Origin of the sequence: Dactylosporangium sp. NPDC049525 (genome assembly GCF_040676755.1) — a bacterium.
Classification (GTDB): Bacteria; Actinomycetota; Actinomycetes; order Mycobacteriales; family Micromonosporaceae; genus Dactylosporangium.
The window spans coordinates 140,448-157,132 of record NZ_JBFAPO010000013.1 but is presented as its reverse complement, the minus strand read 5'-3'; the positions used below and the strand labels follow the sequence as shown (position 1 = coordinate 157,132).

General features: G+C 72.6%; 21 protein-coding genes. 15 read left to right on the top strand and 6 right to left on the bottom strand.

From position 1 onward, the window contains the following. Positions 1-28: 28 nt before the first annotated feature. On the bottom strand, positions 29-649 hold the full coding sequence (gene cofC, locus AB0K00_RS21055; RefSeq protein WP_363523042.1) for a 2-phospho-L-lactate guanylyltransferase: 621 nt from the start codon (positions 647-649) through the stop codon (positions 29-31). Between the two features lie 73 nt (positions 650-722). Between cofC and AB0K00_RS21050 the strand changes: the two genes are divergently transcribed. The 4 genes from AB0K00_RS21050 (at position 723) to AB0K00_RS21035 (ending at position 4,713) form a co-directional block, all read left to right on the top strand. After that, entirely contained in the window at positions 723-1,430 is a 708-nt protein-coding gene (locus AB0K00_RS21050) for a lysophospholipid acyltransferase family protein (protein ID WP_363523040.1), read from the top strand. Positions 1,431-1,446: 16 nt separating this feature from the next. Next, positions 1,447-2,484 (top strand): NAD(P)H-dependent glycerol-3-phosphate dehydrogenase, encoded by a 1,038-nt coding sequence (locus tag AB0K00_RS21045; protein WP_363523038.1) that lies wholly within the window; start codon positions 1,447-1,449, stop codon positions 2,482-2,484. A gap of 10 nt (positions 2,485-2,494) precedes the next feature. Then, entirely contained in the window at positions 2,495-3,604 is a 1,110-nt protein-coding gene (locus AB0K00_RS21040) for a cystathionine gamma-lyase (RefSeq protein ID WP_363523036.1), read from the top strand. Between the two features lie 62 nt (positions 3,605-3,666). Next, the gene (locus AB0K00_RS21035) at positions 3,667-4,713 is read left to right on the top strand and encodes a D-alanine--D-alanine ligase A (RefSeq protein WP_363523034.1); all 1,047 of its coding nucleotides are present in this window, start codon (positions 3,667-3,669) and stop codon (positions 4,711-4,713) included. Here AB0K00_RS21035 and AB0K00_RS21030 read toward each other — a convergent pair. The 3 genes from AB0K00_RS21030 to AB0K00_RS21020 are packed head-to-tail and all read right to left on the bottom strand — an operon-like array spanning position 4,710 to position 5,952. Then, positions 4,710-5,162, bottom strand: a complete 453-nt coding sequence (locus tag AB0K00_RS21030) for a CHRD domain-containing protein (RefSeq protein ID WP_363523032.1) — start codon at positions 5,160-5,162, stop codon at positions 4,710-4,712. The genes AB0K00_RS21035 and AB0K00_RS21030 overlap by 4 nt on opposite strands. A 46-nt stretch (positions 5,163-5,208) precedes the next feature. Then, entirely contained in the window at positions 5,209-5,718 is a 510-nt protein-coding gene (locus tag AB0K00_RS21025) for a DUF3515 domain-containing protein (RefSeq protein WP_363523030.1), read from the bottom strand. Then, positions 5,719-5,952 carry an Lrp/AsnC ligand binding domain-containing protein gene (locus AB0K00_RS21020; RefSeq protein WP_033357797.1) on the bottom strand — a complete coding sequence of 78 codons (234 nt, stop codon included), beginning with the start codon at positions 5,950-5,952 and terminating at the stop codon, positions 5,719-5,721. Positions 5,953-6,105: 153 nt separating this feature from the next. Here AB0K00_RS21020 and AB0K00_RS21015 point away from each other — a divergent pair, with 153 nt between their 5' ends. Both AB0K00_RS21015 and AB0K00_RS21010 read left to right on the top strand, forming a co-directional pair. Then, on the top strand, positions 6,106-7,068 hold the full coding sequence (locus AB0K00_RS21015; RefSeq protein ID WP_363523028.1) for a thiamine-phosphate kinase: 963 nt from the start codon (positions 6,106-6,108) through the stop codon (positions 7,066-7,068). 28 nt (positions 7,069-7,096) lie between these two features. Further along, on the top strand, positions 7,097-7,564 hold the full coding sequence (locus tag AB0K00_RS21010) for a GNAT family N-acetyltransferase (protein WP_363523026.1): 468 nt from the start codon (positions 7,097-7,099) through the stop codon (positions 7,562-7,564). A gap of 65 nt (positions 7,565-7,629) precedes the next feature. Here the strand turns inward: AB0K00_RS21010 and rpmB are convergent, their stop codons facing one another. Then, a complete protein-coding gene (gene rpmB, locus AB0K00_RS21005; protein WP_033357799.1) occupies positions 7,630-7,821 on the bottom strand; it encodes a 50S ribosomal protein L28 in 192 nt (63 codons plus the stop codon). A gap of 264 nt (positions 7,822-8,085) precedes the next feature. Here rpmB and AB0K00_RS21000 point away from each other — a divergent pair, with 264 nt between their 5' ends. Together AB0K00_RS21000 and recG are read left to right on the top strand one after the other, a co-directional pair. Further along, a complete protein-coding gene (locus AB0K00_RS21000) occupies positions 8,086-9,888 on the top strand; it encodes a DAK2 domain-containing protein (protein WP_363523024.1) in 1,803 nt (600 codons plus the stop codon). Further along, complete coding sequence (recG, locus tag AB0K00_RS20995) at positions 9,842-12,085, top strand: ATP-dependent DNA helicase RecG (RefSeq protein WP_363523022.1); 2,244 nt, start codon at positions 9,842-9,844, stop codon at positions 12,083-12,085. Before AB0K00_RS21000 ends, recG begins: the two co-directional genes overlap by 47 nt. A gap of 174 nt (positions 12,086-12,259) precedes the next feature. Here recG and AB0K00_RS20990 read toward each other — a convergent pair whose 3' ends face one another. Continuing rightward, positions 12,260-12,424 (bottom strand): hypothetical protein, encoded by a 165-nt coding sequence (locus tag AB0K00_RS20990; protein ID WP_363523020.1) that lies wholly within the window; start codon positions 12,422-12,424, stop codon positions 12,260-12,262. 236 nt (positions 12,425-12,660) lie between these two features. On the opposite strand from AB0K00_RS20990, the gene AB0K00_RS20985 reads away from it, so the two are divergent. The 7 genes from AB0K00_RS20985 to AB0K00_RS20955 all read left to right on the top strand — a co-directional run bounded on the left by AB0K00_RS20985 (position 12,661) and on the right by AB0K00_RS20955 (position 16,681). Then, complete coding sequence (locus AB0K00_RS20985) at positions 12,661-12,786, top strand: hypothetical protein (protein WP_363523018.1); 126 nt, start codon at positions 12,661-12,663, stop codon at positions 12,784-12,786. A gap of 336 nt (positions 12,787-13,122) precedes the next feature. After that, positions 13,123-13,689 carry a 16S rRNA (guanine(966)-N(2))-methyltransferase RsmD gene (gene rsmD, locus AB0K00_RS20980; protein ID WP_363523016.1) on the top strand — a complete coding sequence of 189 codons (567 nt, stop codon included), beginning with the start codon at positions 13,123-13,125 and terminating at the stop codon, positions 13,687-13,689. A 58-nt stretch (positions 13,690-13,747) separates the two neighbouring features. Further along, on the top strand, positions 13,748-14,227 hold the full coding sequence (gene coaD / locus AB0K00_RS20975) for a pantetheine-phosphate adenylyltransferase (RefSeq protein ID WP_327005840.1): 480 nt from the start codon (positions 13,748-13,750) through the stop codon (positions 14,225-14,227). Positions 14,228-14,321: 94 nt separating this feature from the next. Continuing rightward, positions 14,322-14,822 (top strand): hypothetical protein, encoded by a 501-nt coding sequence (locus AB0K00_RS20970; protein ID WP_363523014.1) that lies wholly within the window; start codon positions 14,322-14,324, stop codon positions 14,820-14,822. 80 nt (positions 14,823-14,902) lie between these two features. Beyond that, positions 14,903-15,466: a YceD family protein gene (locus AB0K00_RS20965; RefSeq protein WP_363523012.1), complete on the top strand. Its 564-nt coding sequence runs from the start codon at positions 14,903-14,905 to the stop codon at positions 15,464-15,466. Between the two features lie 5 nt (positions 15,467-15,471). Beyond that, complete coding sequence (gene rpmF, locus AB0K00_RS20960; RefSeq protein ID WP_327005838.1) at positions 15,472-15,645, top strand: 50S ribosomal protein L32; 174 nt, start codon at positions 15,472-15,474, stop codon at positions 15,643-15,645. 13 nt (positions 15,646-15,658) lie between these two features. Continuing rightward, positions 15,659-16,681 (top strand): phosphate acyltransferase PlsX, encoded by a 1,023-nt coding sequence (locus AB0K00_RS20955; RefSeq protein WP_363523006.1) that lies wholly within the window; start codon positions 15,659-15,661, stop codon positions 16,679-16,681. The last annotated feature ends 4 nt before the right edge of the window (positions 16,682-16,685 follow it).

The following is a 16,685-nucleotide window of genomic DNA, read 5'->3' as shown; positions in this document are numbered from 1 at the left end:
GCGTGACTGCGTCCCCGCGTCATGTCTGTTACGCGCGGGTGCACAGGACCTCGCCGGTGTGCGCGCCGAGGCCGAGGTCGGCGGCGGCGTCCAGGTCGGCGGCGGTGTCCACGTCGCGGCGCAGGCTCGGCCAGTCGCCGTCGAGCCGGGCCGCGCCGGAGCGCAGGTGCGCCGCCGCGGAGCCGGGCCCGAAGTGCGGGTCGAGCGGCACCCCGGCGGGGGCGGCGAGCAGCACGGTGCCGCTGCCCTCCAGGTCCGGCACGAACACCCGGCGGCCCAGGCGGGCCGCCTCGGCCAGGACGACGGCCAGGTCTGCGGGGCGCATCGCCGGCAGGTCGGCGGTCAGCGCGACCACCGGAGCGCCGCCCGCGCCCCTCGCGCCGAAGGTCAGGGCGGCGTTGAGGCCATCGGCCGGGGTGTCGGGCAGGCAGGTGGCGCCGGCGGCGAGCAGCGCCGCCCGCACGAGCGGGTCGTCGCAGACCGCGACGACCCTGGCCACGGCCGGGCAGGCGAGCACCGCCGCGACCGTGTCACGGGCCATGGCCAGCACCAGCCCGGGGTGCGACGGCTGCGGGACAGCGCCGCGCAGCCGCGTCTTCGCCACACTGAGCGGCTTGACCGGCACCACGGCCACCCAGGTGCTGAGCATGACCCATCCTGACACGGCGCCACGGCGCCCGGCAGTGGCATGATTCGCAGCAGAACCGTGAGGGGAGGGTGAGATGACGCGCCGGAGGCTCGGATTTTGGCGGCGTTTCGCCGTCGCGACCGTGAAGCCCACGATGCAGGTGCTGACCCGCCGCACCTGGACGGGCATGGAGCACATCCCGGCCGAGGGCGGGGTGATCATCGTGGTCAACCACATCTCCCACGCCGACCCCCTTGCCGTCGCGCACTACATCTACGACGCCGGACGCTGGCCGTCGTTCCTGGCCAAGGCGAGCCTGTTCAGCGTGCCGGTCCTCGGCTACCTGCTGCGGGCCAACCACCAGATCCCGGTCCACCGCGGCACCACCGACGCGGTGAAGGCCCTGGAGTCCGCGCGGGCCGGCGTCCGCGACGGCGAGGCCGTGGTCATCTACCCCGAGGGCACCACCACCCGCGAGCCCGACCTGTGGCCGATGCGGGGCAAGACCGGCGCCGCGCGCCTATGGCTGGACACGCGCGCGCCGATGGTCCCGATCGTCATGTGGGGCCCCGAGCGGATCTACGATCCACGCACCAGCAAACTGCGGCTGCTGCCGCGCGCCGACGTGACGATCGTCGCGGGCGACCCGATCGACCTGTCCGCCTGGGACGACGCGCAGCCGAGCGCCCAGACGCTCAACGAGATCACCGACCACATCATGCTGCACCTCCGCGACATGCTCGTGGAGATCCGCGGGGGGACCCCGCCGCCGTTGTGGACACCGCGCAAGACGCTCGCATGAGTGATACGGAGAGCACATGAGCATTCGACGCGCCGCCGTGCTCGGGGCCGGTTCGTGGGGCACGGTCTTCGCGAAGCTGCTCGCCGACGCGGGCACGCCCGAGGTCACCGTCTGGGCCCGCCGCCCCGACGTGGCCGAGGCGATCCGCGAGCGGCACGTGAACCCGGACTACCTGCCCAACACCTGGCTGCCCCCGACGGTCACCGCGACCGGCGACGCCGCCGAGGCGATCGACGGCGCCGACCTGGTCGTGCTCGCCGTGCCATCGCAGACGCTGCGCGACAACCTGGGCGCCTGGGCCGGGGCGATCGGCTCCGACGCCACACTCGTGAGCCTGATGAAAGGCATCGAGCTGGGCACGTTGAAGCGGATGAGCGAGGTGATCGTCGACACCGCCGGCGTCGAGCCCGACCGCATCGCCGTCGTGACCGGCCCCAACCTGGCCCCGGAGATCGCCGCGGAGCAACCGGCGGCGACGGTCGTGGCGTGCACCGACATCCGCCGGGCCGAGCTCGTGCAGCGCGCGATCAGCACGCGGTACCTGCGGCCGTACACCAACGACGACGTCATCGGATGCGAGCTCGGCGGCGCGGTCAAGAACGCGATCGCGCTCGCCTACGGCATGGCCTCGGCGCTCGGCTTCGGCGACAACACCCGGGCGACGCTGATCACCCGTGGCCTCGCGGAGACCACCCGCCTCGGTGGGGCGCTCGGCGCCAACCTGATGACGTTCGCCGGGCTGGCCGGCCTCGGCGACCTGGTCGCGACCTGCTCATCGCCGCTGTCGCGCAACCGCACGTTCGGTGAGCACCTCGGCCGCGGCGAGACCCTGGAGCAGGCACAGGCCGCGACCAGGCAGACCGCCGAAGGGGTCAAGAGCTGCCTGTCGATCCGCGACCTGGCGCACAGCGTCGGCGTCGAGATGCCGATCACCGAGCAGGTCGAGCTGGTCTGCCACGAGGGCGTCGACCCGCTCAAGGCGCTCGCCGCGCTGATGGCCCGCGAGACGAAGCCCGAGCGGCCCGGCGTGCCGTCGACGGGGGAGCATCAGTAGGGTTTTTGGCATGACTGGTGATGGCACGCGGGTTGTGCACGCCGGCGTGCCGTTGGCTGTGCCGGGCCGCCCGTTCCTGCCGGGACCCGGCTTCGGTGCGCCGTACCATCTCGATCCGGTCCTCGGGCCGCAGCCCGGCGTCGACGGCTACGGGCGCACCGACAACGCGACCTGGCGCGCGCTGGAAGCGGCGATCGGCGGCCTCGAAGGCGGCGAGTGTGTGACCTTCGCCTCCGGCATGGCCGCGGTCAGCGCGGTGCTGCTCAGCGTCCTGCGCCCCGGCGACACCGTCGTGGTCCCCGCCGACGGCTACTACAAGACCAGGGCCTTCGCGTCCTCGCACCTCGCCGAGCGCGGCGTCACGGTGCTCGAGGCGCCGACCGCGGGACCCTATCCGGCGCTCGAAACCGTCCGGCTGCTGCTGCTCGAGACGCCGGCCAACCCGGGCCTGGACGTGTGCGACATCGCCGCGCTGGCCGCGCGGGTCCACGCCGGCGGCGGGCTCGTCGCCGTCGACAACACCACCGCGACCCCGCTCGGGCAGCGCCCCCTCGACCTGGGCGCCGACATCTCCGTCGCCTCCGGCACGAAGGCCCTGACCGGCCACTCCGACATCCTGCTCGGCTACGCGTGCACCCGTGACCCGGAGCTGGCCGCGGCCCTCACGGCGTGGCGGGGCTCCACCGGCGCCGTGCTCGGCCCGTTCGAGGCGTGGCTCGCACACCGTTCGATCGGCACGCTCGACCTGCGCCTGGCCCGGCAGACCACCAACGCCACGGCCGTCGCCGCGCTGCTCGCGGCGCACCCCGCGGTCTCCTCGGTGCGCTGGCCCGGGCGGCCGGAGGATCCGGCGTATGCCGTCGCGTCCCGGCAGATGCGGCGCGTCCCCGGCGTCGTGACCTTCACCCTCGCCGACAAGGCCGCCGTCGACCGGTTCCTGGAGGCCGCCGAGCTGGTGTTCGCGGCCACGTCCTTCGGCGGCTTGCACAGCTCCGCCGACCGGCGGGCGCAGTGGGGCGACGACACCCCCGACGGCCTGATCCGCTTCTCGTGCGGCATCGAGGACACCGATGACCTGGTCGCCGACGTGCGGCGGGCACTGGACGCGGTCGTCGCCTGACGCAGCGTGGGCGTGCCGACCGGCCGACAGCGCCCGCTTGACCGTGCGGTTAGGGTCGGCGCGTGGAAACGCCAGAAAAGACCCGGGTCGCCGTCGTGTTCGGCGGCGGCAGCACCGAGCACGCGGTGTCCAGCGTCGGCGCCGCCGACCTCCTTGACGCCCTCGACACCGACGAGTTCGAGATCGTGCCGATCGGGGTGACCCGGGAGGGTCGCTGGGTGCTCAGCGGGGCAGCGCGATCCGACGGGCCGTCCGCTGATCTGGTGCCGTCCGGCGCTGCCGTCACCGTCGTCGACGCCCGCGACGGGGTGGCCCGGCTCGGCGGCATCGACGTCGTCTTCCCCGTCCTGCAGGGCGTGTTCGGTGACGAGGGGACCCTCCAGGGTCTGCTAGAGATGGCCGACCTGCCGTATGTCGGCTCGGGGGTTCTCGCCGCCTCCGTCGCCATGGACCACGACTTCTCCCGCAAGCTCGTCGCCGCCGCGGGCCTGCCCGTCGCCCCGTATGTCGTGCTCAGTGGCACGCCGGACGTCGTCGCGGCCGACCGGGCGCGGCTCGGCCTGCCCGTCGTGGTCCGCCCCGCCCGCGGCACCGGTGGCATGACCGAGGTCACGGACTGGGCGGCGCTGCCGGAGGCGGTCGCCGCGGCCCGCGCCGTCGACGCGAAGGTCGTCGTCGCCGCCGCACCCGCCGGCCGGCGCATCACCGTCGGTGTCCTGGACACGGGCGCCACCGACGGCCCGGGTGCCACCGGCGGCTCAAGTGCCACCGGCGGCTCGGGCGCCACCGGGCGGCCGGAGGCCAGCGTGCCCGGCGAGGTCGGCGGCGACCGGGTCGTCGCGCCCGCCGACCTCGACCACGCGGTTGAGCGCCGGGTCCGGGACCTGGCCGTGGAGGCGTTCGTCACCCTCGACTGCGCCGGGCTGGCCATGGTCGAGTGCACCGTCACCCCGGACGGCGAGGTCTTCTTCGACAGGATCGACACGATGCCCGGCTTCGACCCCGGCGCGCCGTTCCCTGTGGTGTGGCAGGCCAGCGGCGTGGCGTACCAGATGCTGATCTCGAGACTGGTCAAGGCGGCCGTGCGGCGTGGGACCGGCCTGCACTAGCCGCTGTGCAGCTGCCCGCGCAGTGCGCCGTCGGGATAGGCCGAGGAGTGCACGTTGACGTAGTAGCGGCCGGGGTCCTCCCGCAGCCGCCGGGCGAGCCTGCCGCTGAGCTGGGTGCACGTGGCGACCGACCCGGACCAGGTCGGCGCCGTCAGCGCGACGCTGACCGGCCCGTTCTTCCCCGGTCGGCCGGTGTGGATGTGCGCGGCGTCGATGGCGCCGTCCACGTCGCGGACGCGGATCACGTAGCAGAGCCGGCCGTCGCGGTGCAGTTGGAGCAGCGCGACCCCGGTGGCGTCCGGGTCGCCCTTGCCCTTCGGGACCTCCTGCTTCCCGGTCAGGTAGGTGCCCAGGGACAGCGTCCGGGGTGCGGGAGCCGAGGCCGCCGGAGTGGCGAACGTCGTGGCACCGGCGATCAGGGCCGCCGTGGCGGCCAGCAGGGTACGCATGGATCTCCTCCTCGTTCGGGTGGTGCTACCGAGGGGAGATCGGTGTCTAGCAGTGGGTGGTGCCCGGATCGGCGAACGGCACGGTCGCGACGATCGGTGCCGAGAGGTTGACCAGCCACGCGCCGTCGGCCTTCGCCGGCACCACGACCCGCAGCGGGACCTGGCGGTCCACCGTCGTCCAGACGGTCTCGTCGCCTCGCTCCTCCGGATACCAACATACGTCCGACAGGCCCAGCAGCTGGGCGTCTTGCGGAATCGCCCGCTTGCCGACGGTTCCGCAGGACAGCACGATCGCCGGGTCGCCGAACGCCGCGTGCTGCTCGGCGCCCGCGCTGACGGGACGCCGGTGCAGCCCGCCGAGCGAGTCCGGCAGGCGCGCCACCAGCGCGCGGCAGGTTGCCGCCGTGGCTTCGTCCATCGGCGCCGCGTCGGTGTGCACCGTGCCGGTCGCCTCAGCCTTCGGGAAGCCTCCGAGCAGCCAGAACGCCAGGACGCCGACCACCAGCGCAGCGGGGAGCGCGGTGATGGTGGCGATCCTGGCGGGGCTCGTCGCCATCTATAAGTGCACCACCGAGCAGGTCAGCGTGCGGGTGATGCCCGGCACCAGCTGCACGTTGCTGACGATCAGCTTGCCCAGTTCGTCGACGCTCCGCGCCTCCGTGAGCACCACCACGTCATACGGCCCGGTGACGGCGTCGACCCGGACGACCCCGGCGAGCTCCTGGATGGCGGTCGCCACATCGCGTGCCTTGCCCACCTCTGTTTGGATCAGGATGTATGCCTGTACCACGACACGACTCCTTCCTGCGCCGCGCGAGCGCTGATCAGCGCTGAACCTACCGCACCATGGGAGGCAGCGAACCAGCAGCCGTGCGTGATCGTGCCACAACACGCTGCGTCAACCGCAACATCGCGCAATCAGTGTTCAATTTTTGGAGGACGGGTGACCGTTGCAACCGCCGGGGAGTTCGGGCTCATCTCACGGGTGACAGCTCGGCTCGGGGCGGCGTCGCCCCTGGTCCTGCTCGGACCCGGCGACGACGCGGCCCTGGTCGCGACGCCTGACGGCCGGGTCGTGGCCAGCACCGACGTGCTCGTGGACGGCCGGCACTTCCGCCGCGACTGGTCGACCGCCCGCGACGTCGGCCATCGGGCCGCCGCCGCCAATCTCGCCGACATCGCCGCCATGGGGGCCCGCCCGACGGCGCTGCTGGTAGCGCTCTGTACCCCCGCGGACCTTGAGATCACCTGGGCGGAGGAACTCGCGGACGGTCTCGCCGCCGAAGCGGGCAAGGTCGGGGCGATCGTCGTCGGCGGCGACATGTCCGCCAGCCCCACCCTGACCATCGCGGTGACCGCGCTGGGCAACCTGGAGGGGCGGGCGCCGCTGGTGCGCACCGGGGCGCGCCCCGGCGACGTCGTGGCAGTCTGCGGGCGGATCGGGTACGCGGCGGCCGGGTACACGATCCTCTCCCGTGGCTTCCGCTCCCCGAAACTGCTGGTGGAGGCACACCGCCGGCCGCAGGTGCCCTACGCCGCCGGCCCGTCCGGCGCCCGGCTCGGCGCCACCTCCATGATCGACGTGTCGGACGGCCTGCTGGCCGACCTCGGACACATCGCGACCGCCAGCGGCGTCGGGATCGACCTGCACCGCTCGGCGTTCGTGGTGCCCGAACAGATGCGCGACGCGGCGACCGCCCTGGGCGTCGACCCTTACGGCTGGATCCTGGCCGGCGGCGACGACCACGCGCTCGTGGCCACCTTCCCGCCCTCGATCGAGCTGCCGGACGACTGGCGGGTCGTCGGGGAGGTCCTGCCGGCCAGCCTGTTCACCGCCGGTGACGGTGTGACTGTGGACGGTCGCCGGTACACCGGTGGAGCCCCAGGATGGGACCACTTCCGGTAACGAGTGATCGTCTCTATACCCTTTACGCGTGACTGAGCTCGACATCCGACTGACCCGCTACGGCTCGCGGGTCGCCACCGAACTGATCAGCGCCACGCTCGCCGACCTGAGCCAGCGCTACGGCGGGGCGGGGGACACCACCCCCATCCAGCCGGGAGAGTTCGACCCGCCGCTGGGCGGCTTCTTCGTCGCCTACGTCGACCACGTGCCCGCCGGGTGCTGCGGCTGGCGGACCTTCGCCGACGACGAGAGCACCGCGGAGCTCAAGCGGCTCTACGTGGCGCCCTCGTTTCGCGGGCAAGGGGTCGCTCGGCGCCTGCTCGCGGCGGTGGAGGGGGCGGCGCGCGACGCCGGTCGGGAGCGGATCTGGCTGGAGACCGGCACCGCCCAGCCCGAGGCGATCGCCCTGTACGAGAACGCCGGCTACTCGCTGATCCCCGACTTCGGCCACTACAAGGGCTATCCGAGCGTGCGGTCGTTCGGCCGGACGCTCTAGGTGTTACGAAAGCCCCGCGACGATGCGTCGCGGGGCTTTCGCAATGCTGTGCTGGATGCAGGCGATCAGCCGCGAACGACCTTGCCGGCCTTGAGGCAGGAGGTGCATGCTTGCACCTTCCGCGTGGTGCCGCCACCGGCAGGGGTGCGCACCGTCTGAATGTTGGGGTTCCAACGGCGGTTGGTCCGCCGGTGCGAGTGGGACACGTTGTGGCCGAAGCCCGGTCCCTTGCCGCAGACGTCGCACACGCTAGCCACGGGGATCTCCTGGGATTGATTGCGTCTCGGGCTGGAGCCCTCCACCGGACGTGCCGGGGGCGGATTCCAGGTGTCACCGGCCGGCGAACCGGCGGGCAACCCCGCAAGGTTACCTGATGGGACCCGCCGACTCCCAATCGGCCCTTGTCGGGGTCCTGTCGGGGTCCAGTCGGGTCTGCTGCTTCTTCGGCGCGGTGACGCGCCGGTTCTACGGCGCGGTGGCGCGCGAGGAAAATGTCGGTGGTCGCCGATAGGCTCTGGCGCGTGCCAGAGAGTGGGGACGGTGCCGTCGTTCGCCGGTGGTGTGCCGCCGGTCTCGACGCGCTGCGTCGGCACCGGTCAGAGATCGACGCCCTCAATGTCTATCCCGTGCCCGACGGTGACACCGGGACCAACCTGGCGCTGACGATGGCGGCGGCGGTCTCCGCCGTGGACGCCGCGCCCGGCACGGCCGGCGCCGCGGAGCTGCTGGCGGTCGCCGCGAGGGGCGCGCTGCTGGGTGCCCGGGGCAATTCGGGGATCATCCTGGCGCAGCTGCTCAAGGGACTGGCCACCTCGCTGGCCTCGGTGCCGGTCGTGGGCGGCGCGGAGCTCGCGGTGGCCCTCGAGGGCGCCGCCAAGTCGGCGTATACGGCGGTGGCCGCCCCGGTGGAGGGCACGGTCCTGTCCGTCGCCACCGCCGCGGCGCGGGCCGCTTCGTCCGCTGTGGCGGAGGGCGCTTCCTCCGCTGCGGCGGAGACCGTTTCGTCTGTTGTGGCGGAGGGCGCTTCGTCCGCTGTGGTGGAGGCCGTTTCGTCTGCTGTCGCGGGGGGTGCTTCGTCTGCTGTGGCGGAGGCTTTCGCCGACGGCGACGGGGGGCCGGTGGGTGTGGTCGCGGTGGCGCGGGCGGCGGCCGAGGGGGCCCGGGTCGCGCTGGCCCGCACGCCGGAGCAACTGCCGGCGCTGGCGCGGGCGGGTGTCGTCGACGCCGGTGGGCGCGGGCTGGTCGTGCTGCTGGAGGCGTTCGTGACCTCGCTGACCGGGGAGGCGCCGCCGGTCTCCGGCCCGGTGCCCGCTGCTGCCGTCGCCGTGCCCGGTGGGGTCATGGAGCGCGAGGCCGGGTCGGTCGAGTTCGGCTATGAGGTGCAGTTCCTGCTCGACGCCCCGGAGTCGGCGATCGGGCCGCTGCGGGACACGCTCGGCGCGCTCGGCGACTCCCTCGTCGTCGTCGGCGACGATCCGACCTGGCACGTCCACGTGCACGTCAACGACGTCGGCGCGGCGATCGAGGCGGGGATCGTGGCGGGGCGGCCCAGCAGGATCGCCGTGACGAGGTTCGCCGAGCAGATCGCGGAGCGGCATTCGGCCGGCGCGCCCGACCCGGCCGACGTGTCGTCCGACCTCTGGGGCGGCGTGGCGCCGCCCGTCGCGGAGGCCCTCAGCTCGGGTGTGGTCGTCGTGTGCAGCGGCCGGGGGATCAGCGAGCTGCTCGCCGCCGAGGGTGCCACGGTGCTGACCGGCACGCCGTCGACGGGGGAGGTGCTCGCCGCGATCCAGGCGACCGGCGCGCCCAGGGTGGTGGTCCTGCCCAACGACGCCAACGTGCTGGCCGTCGCCAACACCGCCGCGGCCGAGGCCCGGGCCGCCGGGATCCGGGCCGGGGTCGTGCCGACGCGGTCGCCCGTGCAGGCCCTCGCCGCGATGGCCGTGCGGGACACCGGCCGGCGGTTCGAGGACGACGTGATCGCGATGGCGGAGGCCGCGGCCCGGTGCCGGTCGGCGGAGCTGACCGTCGCGGCCCGTGAGGCGCTCACCGTCGCCGGGCGATGCCAGCGGGGCGACGTGCTGGCGATCGTCGACGGGGAGGTCAACCTGATCGGGCAGGACCTGGAGCGCACCGCGTGCCTGCTGCTCGACCGGATGCTGCTGGCCGGCGGGGAGCTGGTCACCCTCATCGCCGGGCAGGGGGCGCCCGCGGGGCTGGGGGAGACGCTGCGCGGGCATGTCGCCGCGGCGTGGCCGTTCGTCGAAGTGCAGTGTTATGAGGGAGGCCAGCCGCACTATCCGCTGCTGGTCGGGGTGGAGTGAGCCGGTGACCGAGATCGACCTGACCACGCCGTTGCAGAAGGTGATCGGCAACGGCGCGAAGCTGCTGGCCGACAGCCTCAACTTGCACACCGTCGGTGACCTGGTCTATCACTTCCCCCGCCGCTATGAGGAGCGGGGCGAGCACACCGACATCCGGTCCCTGGAGATGGACACCGAGGTCACGGTGTTCGGCCAGGTCAAGCGGGTGTCGTCGCGGACGTTCATGCAGCAGCGGGGCAAGACGGCGGGCAAGCGCGGGTCGCTGCTGGAGGCGGTCGTCGGCGACGACAGCGGCGGCGAGCTGAGCGTCACCTTCTTCAACCAGCCCTGGCGGGAGTCGCAGCTGCGCCCCGGCCGGTGGGGCCTGTTCTCCGGCAAGGTCGGCCGGTTCCAGAACAAGCTGCAGCTCAACCAGCCCGACTACATCCTGCTCGACGGCGCGGAAGGGGAGGAGAGCGTCGAGGAGTTCGCCGGCGCCATCATCCCTGTCTACCCGGCGACCGCGAAGGTGCCGACGTGGCGGATCGCCGCCGCCGTGCGCACCGTCCTGGACGTGCTGCCGCCGACGCCCGACCCGGTGCCGGCAACCGTCCGCGCCAAGCGGAAGCTGTCGGCGCTCGACAAGGCGCTCCGCGAGATCCACCGGCCCGAGTCCCGCGAGTCGCTGCACTTCGCGAAGCGCCGGCTGAAGTGGGACGAGGCGTTCGCGCTGCAGCTGACCCTGGTGCAGCGCAAGCACCGCGCCGCCGACTGGCCGGCCCGGGCGCGGCCGTTGCGCGACGACGGGCTGCTGGCGAGCTTCGACGCCCGGCTGCCGTATGAGCTGACCCGCGGCCAGCGCGACGTCGGCGACGAGATCGCGGCCGACCTGGCCCGGCCGCACCCGATGCACCGCCTCCTGCAGGGCGAGGTCGGCTCCGGCAAGACCGTGTGCGCCCTGCGGGCCATGCTGCAGGTCGTCGACGCCGGCGGGCAGGCCGCCATGCTCGCCCCGACCGAGGTCCTCGCCGCGCAGCACCAGCGCAACGTGCTCGACCTGCTCGGCGGCATGGGCCGGGCCGGCGAGCTGGACGCCGCGCCCGACGCGACCCGGGTGGCGCTGCTGACCGGCTCGCTGGGCGCCGCGGCCAAGCGCAAGGTCCTCGACGAGATCGGCTCCGGCGCCGCCGGCATCATCGTCGGCACCCACGCCCTGCTCTATGAGGGCGTCGCGTTCAAGGATCTGGGCCTCATCGTCGTCGACGAGCAGCACCGCTTCGGCGTCGAGCAGCGCGACGCCCTGCGGGCCAAGGCCGACCAGCCGCCGCACGTGCTGGTCATGACCGCGACCCCGATCCCGCGGACCGTCGCGATGACGGTCTTCGGTGACCTGGAGACCTCGGTGCTCAGCCAGCTGCCCAACGGGCGCTCGCCGATCGCGTCGCACGTCGTGCCCGCCACGGACAAGCCGGCGTTCCTCGACCGGGCCTGGCGCCGCATCCGCGAAGAGGTCGCCGCCGGTCACCAGGTCTACATCGTCTGCCCGCGCATCGGTGACGCCAAGTCCGACGGCGAGGACCTGCCCCCCGGCGACGACGAGCGGCGGGCCCCTCTCGCCGTCCTGGACGTCGCGCCGCAGCTGGAGGAGGGTCCGCTGCACGGGCTGCGGATCGGCATCCTGCACGGCCGCCTCCCCGCCGACGAGAAGGACGCCGTGATGCGCTCCTTCGCCGCCGGCAAGCTCGACGTCCTGATCGCCACCACGGTCATCGAGGTCGGCGTCGACGTGCCCAACTCGACGATGATGGTGATCCTCGACGCGGACCGGTTCGGCGTCTCCCAGCTGCACCAGCTCCGCGGCCGGGTCGGCCGGGGCAGCGCACCGGGCCTGTGCCTGCTGGTCACCGAGTCCGGCGAGGGCACCGCCGCGAGGACCCGCCTCGACGCGGTCGCCTCGACCACCGACGGCTTCAAGCTCGCCGAGCTCGACCTCGAGCAACGCCGCGAGGGCGACGTCCTCGGCGCGACCCAGTCCGGCCGCCGCTCCCACCTGAAGCTGCTGTCGCTGCTCCGCGACGCCGACCTGATCGGCGACGCCCGCGCCGAGGCGATCGAGCTGCTGGAGGACGACCGCGAGCTGACCCGCCACCCAGGCCTCGCCGCCACCGTGTCCCAGCTCGTCGACGAGGAGCGCGCCGAATACCTGGAGAAGGGCTGACCCGAGACCCTGGGCCCATGCACGAAGGACGGCCCCGGTCATCCGTGCGACCAGGACTGTCTTTCGAAGATCGGCGGGTCCGGTCGGGCGAAGACCGGCGTGGCCGGCTGGGCCGGATCGGGCGACGACCGGCGGGGGGCGGTCGGGCGACGACCGGTCGGCCGGTCGGATGGCTCAGGCGGCGTGCCGGCCGCGGCGGGGACGGCGGCTGAGCAGGATCAGGCCGCCGCCGAAGGCGACCATGAACAGGGCGGTGCCGCCGAGGACGGTGGCGTTCGTGCCGGTGACCGGGAGGCTGGTCGACCCCGTGGCGACGGCGCCGACCGTGGAGGGCGTCACGACCTCGCCGTTGCTGTTCCCGCCGTTGTACCAGGCCCGCACCCCCGCCGGGCGCGGTGGTGTCGCCGACCTTGGTGGTGCCGTACCGGGGGCCGCCGTCGACGATGGGGTTGATCACACCGGTGCCGAAGATCGTGTCGACCTGGGTGTAGCAGCCGGGCACGTCCACGCGCAGGGTCACCGAAGGCTGCGACGCCGTGACGGTCGCGGTGTGCGTGGCGTAGACGAACTGGGGGTTGCCGAAGGACTTCGCCGGCGTGGTGTACGACACCAGCGTGAACGCCTGCTGCTCGCCATCGCGCAGCGGCGCGGACGAGGTGATCGTCGCGGTGCCGCCGGGCCCGTCGAAGGTGTGCCGGTAGGTCGCCGCGGAAGCGCTCACGCAAGAAGCGGAGGCGGAGGTGGCGGCCGAGGCGTACGCGGTGCCGATGAAGGCACCCCCGAACAGCATCGTGGCACCGAAAACGAGCATGGCCTTGCGCAAGACGTGCCCCCAAGTTGGCGTCTCGTCTGGGGGCGGTCTCACCACTGACTCCCCGGGCCGCAAAGCGGTGACCGATTGATGCTCGGCCCGGTTCAACGTCTCCCCATTTTCTGGGTAGTCGTGACGGTTGAATGCCAGTACAACAGGAAAATTCGGAAATGTCCGCATCGAGAGTGGTGCAGGTCACTCGCTGGGCGCGCCTAGGCTGGATGGCGTGACACGCATCGTGGCCGGCACCCTCGGCGGCCGGCGCCTCACGGTCCCCGCGGGCCAGGGCACCCGGCCGACCTCCGACCGGGTCCGGGAGGCCCTGTTCAGCAGCCTGGAGGCCATGGTCGACCTCGACGGGGCCAGGTTCGCCGACCTCTATGCGGGCTCCGGCGCCGTCGGCTTCGAGGCCTGCTCGCGCGGCGCGGCGCACGTCCTGCTCGCCGAGTCCGACCCGAAGGCCGCCAGGATCGTGCGGGCCAACATCGCCACGCTGGGCGTCGGCGCCACCGTCAGGCTGGTCGCGGACAAGGTCGAGCGGCTGCTCCAGCAGGAGCCGGACCGGCCGTTCGACGTGGTGTTCGCCGACCCGCCGTATGCCGTGACCGACGAGCGGGTCGGCGCGGTCCTTGAGGCGTTGGTCACCCGCTGGCTCGCCGACGGCGCGGTCGTCGTGGTCGAGCGCAGCAGCCGGGGCGCCCCGATGCGCTGGCCCGAGGGCCTCGTCCAGCGCGCGGAGCGGCGCTACGGCGAGACGACGCTGTGGTATGCCGAACGCGACGCGGGCGTGTGACGCGGGCCCCCTCAGCCTCTTTGGTACGGTCCCCGCTCATGAGGCTTGGGCTGGTGCAATGAGGCGCGCGGTGTGTCCGGGTTCGTTCGATCCGGTCACCAACGGACACCTGGACATCGTCGGACGCGCGTCGAAAATGTTCGATGAAGTCGTCGTCGCGGTGCTGATCAACACGAGCAAGGCCGGGCTGTTCACGGTCGAGGAGCGGCAGGAGATGCTCGCGGAGGTGACGGCGCCGTACACCAACGTGCGGGTCGACGCGTTCCAGGGCCTGCTGGTCGACTTCTGCCAGGCCAACGACATCAGCGCCATCGTCAAGGGTGTCCGGGTCGCGGGCGACTTCGACTACGAGCTGCAGATGGCGCAGATGAACTACGGGCTCGGCGCCATCGAGACGCTCTTCATGCCGACCAACCCGAAGTACTCCTTCGTCTCGTCGAGCCTCATCAAAGAGGTTGCGAAATGGGGCGGCGACGTTTCGCCGCATGTGCCCGATCTTGTGGCAAACCTGCTGCGAGAACGGCTCGTGAAACCCTGAAACTGAGGACTTCCCGTGTGGCGATGGAGCGGCATCATGGTTTGGGCCGCATGATGGTGACGTTGTTTGCCGTGGGGACAGGGAGTGACCGCAAGTGGATCCGCTCGAGAGCATCGACCAGATCATCGCGCTGGTCGAGGGTGCACGGTCGGCACCGATGTCGCGGAGCAACTTCGTGGCCGACCGCGCCGAGATGATCAACCTGCTTGACCAGCTGCGCGCCGACCTGCCGGGTGAACTTCGGCGGGCCAGTGCGCTGCTCGACGAGCGGGACAAGATCGTCGACGCGGGTCGCCGCGAGGCCGAGCGCATCATCACGGAGGCCGAGGCGGAGCACAACCGGCTCGTGTCGATCAACGAGATCGTCGTGTCCGCCGAGCATGAGGCGTCCCGCACGATCAACGAGGCGCGGGCCGAGACCCAGCGCCTCCGCGATGAGGTGGACGACTATGTCGACACGGCCCTGGCCAACTTCGAGCAGTTCCTCACCCGCTCTCTCGCCTCGATCGAGCGTGGCCGCGACAAGATGCACGCGCTGCGCGAGATAGGCTCCTTCACACCGTCCGGCGACGACGACCGGCCGCTGCCGTTCTAAGAGAACGCAGGGGCGATTCGACGGGAGATCTGCCGCTCGGGTAGCCTTGTCCGTCGGCCCTGCCTGGCCGGAGTCTGAAGATGCCACATCAGCCGCACCCGCACCTGGATCCCCGAAAGCCACTGGTCCTCGAGACGAGAGACCTGCCCCGGCGACCGGGCGCTCTGCATGCGGTTTCGCGTCAAGTGCCGGCACCGACGGACCTCGGTCTGGAGCTGATCGGCGTGCCTGTCGGCGCCGAGCTCGACCTCCAGCTGCGGATGGAGTCGGTGTCAGAAGGCGTTCTCGTCTCCGGCACCGTCACCGGCCCGCTGGTGGGCGAGTGCGGACGCTGCCTGCGCCCGATCAGTGCCACGTTGGACGTCCCGATCCAAGAGTTCTATGCCTATGAGCACAGCACCACGGACGAGACGACCGACGAGGACGAGGTCGGACGGCTGCAGGGCGACCTGATCGACCTGGAGCCGGCACTGCGGGACGCGGTGGTGCTCTCCCTGGCCGCCAACCCCGTGTGCCGTGAAGACTGCCCAGGGCTGTGCCCCGACTGCGGGGTGCCGCTGGATGAGCTGCCCGCCGGTCACAACCACGAGCAGGTCGACCCGCGCTGGGCCGCCCTGACCCAGATCCAGCACTCAGAGGAGTAAGACCCGTGGCCGTTCCGAAGCGGAAGATGTCGCGCAGCAACACCCGGTCGCGCCGGAGCCAGTGGAAAGCCGTCGCGGTGCAGACGCAGCCGTGCCCGCAGTGCCGCTCTCCGAAGCTGTCCCACGCTGCCTGCTCGGTCTGCGGCACGTACAACGGCCGTCAGGTCATCGAGGTCTGATTTCCGGATCCGGGTGACGCGATCCGACAGGTCGCCGCACGGCGGGCAGCCCCCGTCCGGCACCGCGCGGATCGCCGTCGACCTCCTCGGCGGGGACAGTGCTCCCGCCGTCGTGGTTGACGGCGCTCTGCGCGCGTGCAGCGCCGATCCAGACCTGCATCTCCTCCTCGTAGGGCCGCGTGAGACGGCCGACGAGGTCCTTGGCGCGCTCGCGGTCCATGACCGCGAGCGCGTCAGTGTCAGCGTGGTCGACCGCGCCGTCGGCATGGGCGACTCCCCGTTGCGCCATGTCCGGCGGGAGTCCACCGTGCGCGCCGCCGCCGAGGCGGTCTACGGCGGCCGCGTCGACGCGATGGTCTCGGCGGGCGCCAGCGGCGCCGTCGTCGCCGCGTCCGCCCACGTCCTGGGCCGGCTCCCCGGCGTGCGCCGGCCCGGCCTCGCCGCGCACGTGCCCACCCCGCACGGCCCGGTGGTGCTGCTCGACGTCGGCGTGACGATCGACGGCACCATGCTGGAGCTGGTGCAGCACGCGGTCCTCGGCGCCGCGTACGCCGCCGCCGCCTTCGGCGTCGCCGAGCCCCGCATCGGCCTGCTGTCCATCGGCAGCGAGCCGGGCAAGGGCGACCGGCTCCGCCGGGCCGTCGCGGTCGCGCTGTCCGACACCGTCCTGCCCGCCGGCGGGCGCTACATCGGCCTCGTCGAGGGCCACGACGTGCCGCAGGGAGGCCCGGCCGACGTGGTGGTCACCGACGGTTTCACCGGCAACATCCTGCTCAAGGGCATCGAAGGTGCCACCGGCAGCCACCGGCCCGGCCCGGCCGAGCAGGGCGCGGCCCTGCTCGGCGTCGCCGGCACCGTCGTGGTCTGCCACGGCTCCGCCGACGGCTCCGACATCGCCTCCGGCATCGCCCTCGCCGCCCGCCTGCACCGCGCGGGGGTCATCCCCGCCGTGGCCGGACTGGCCGACGACCTGCTGACCGAACTCTCCTCGGCCGGCGGCCTCACCATCCGTGACGCACTAGGAGAGCGCTCGTGACGAA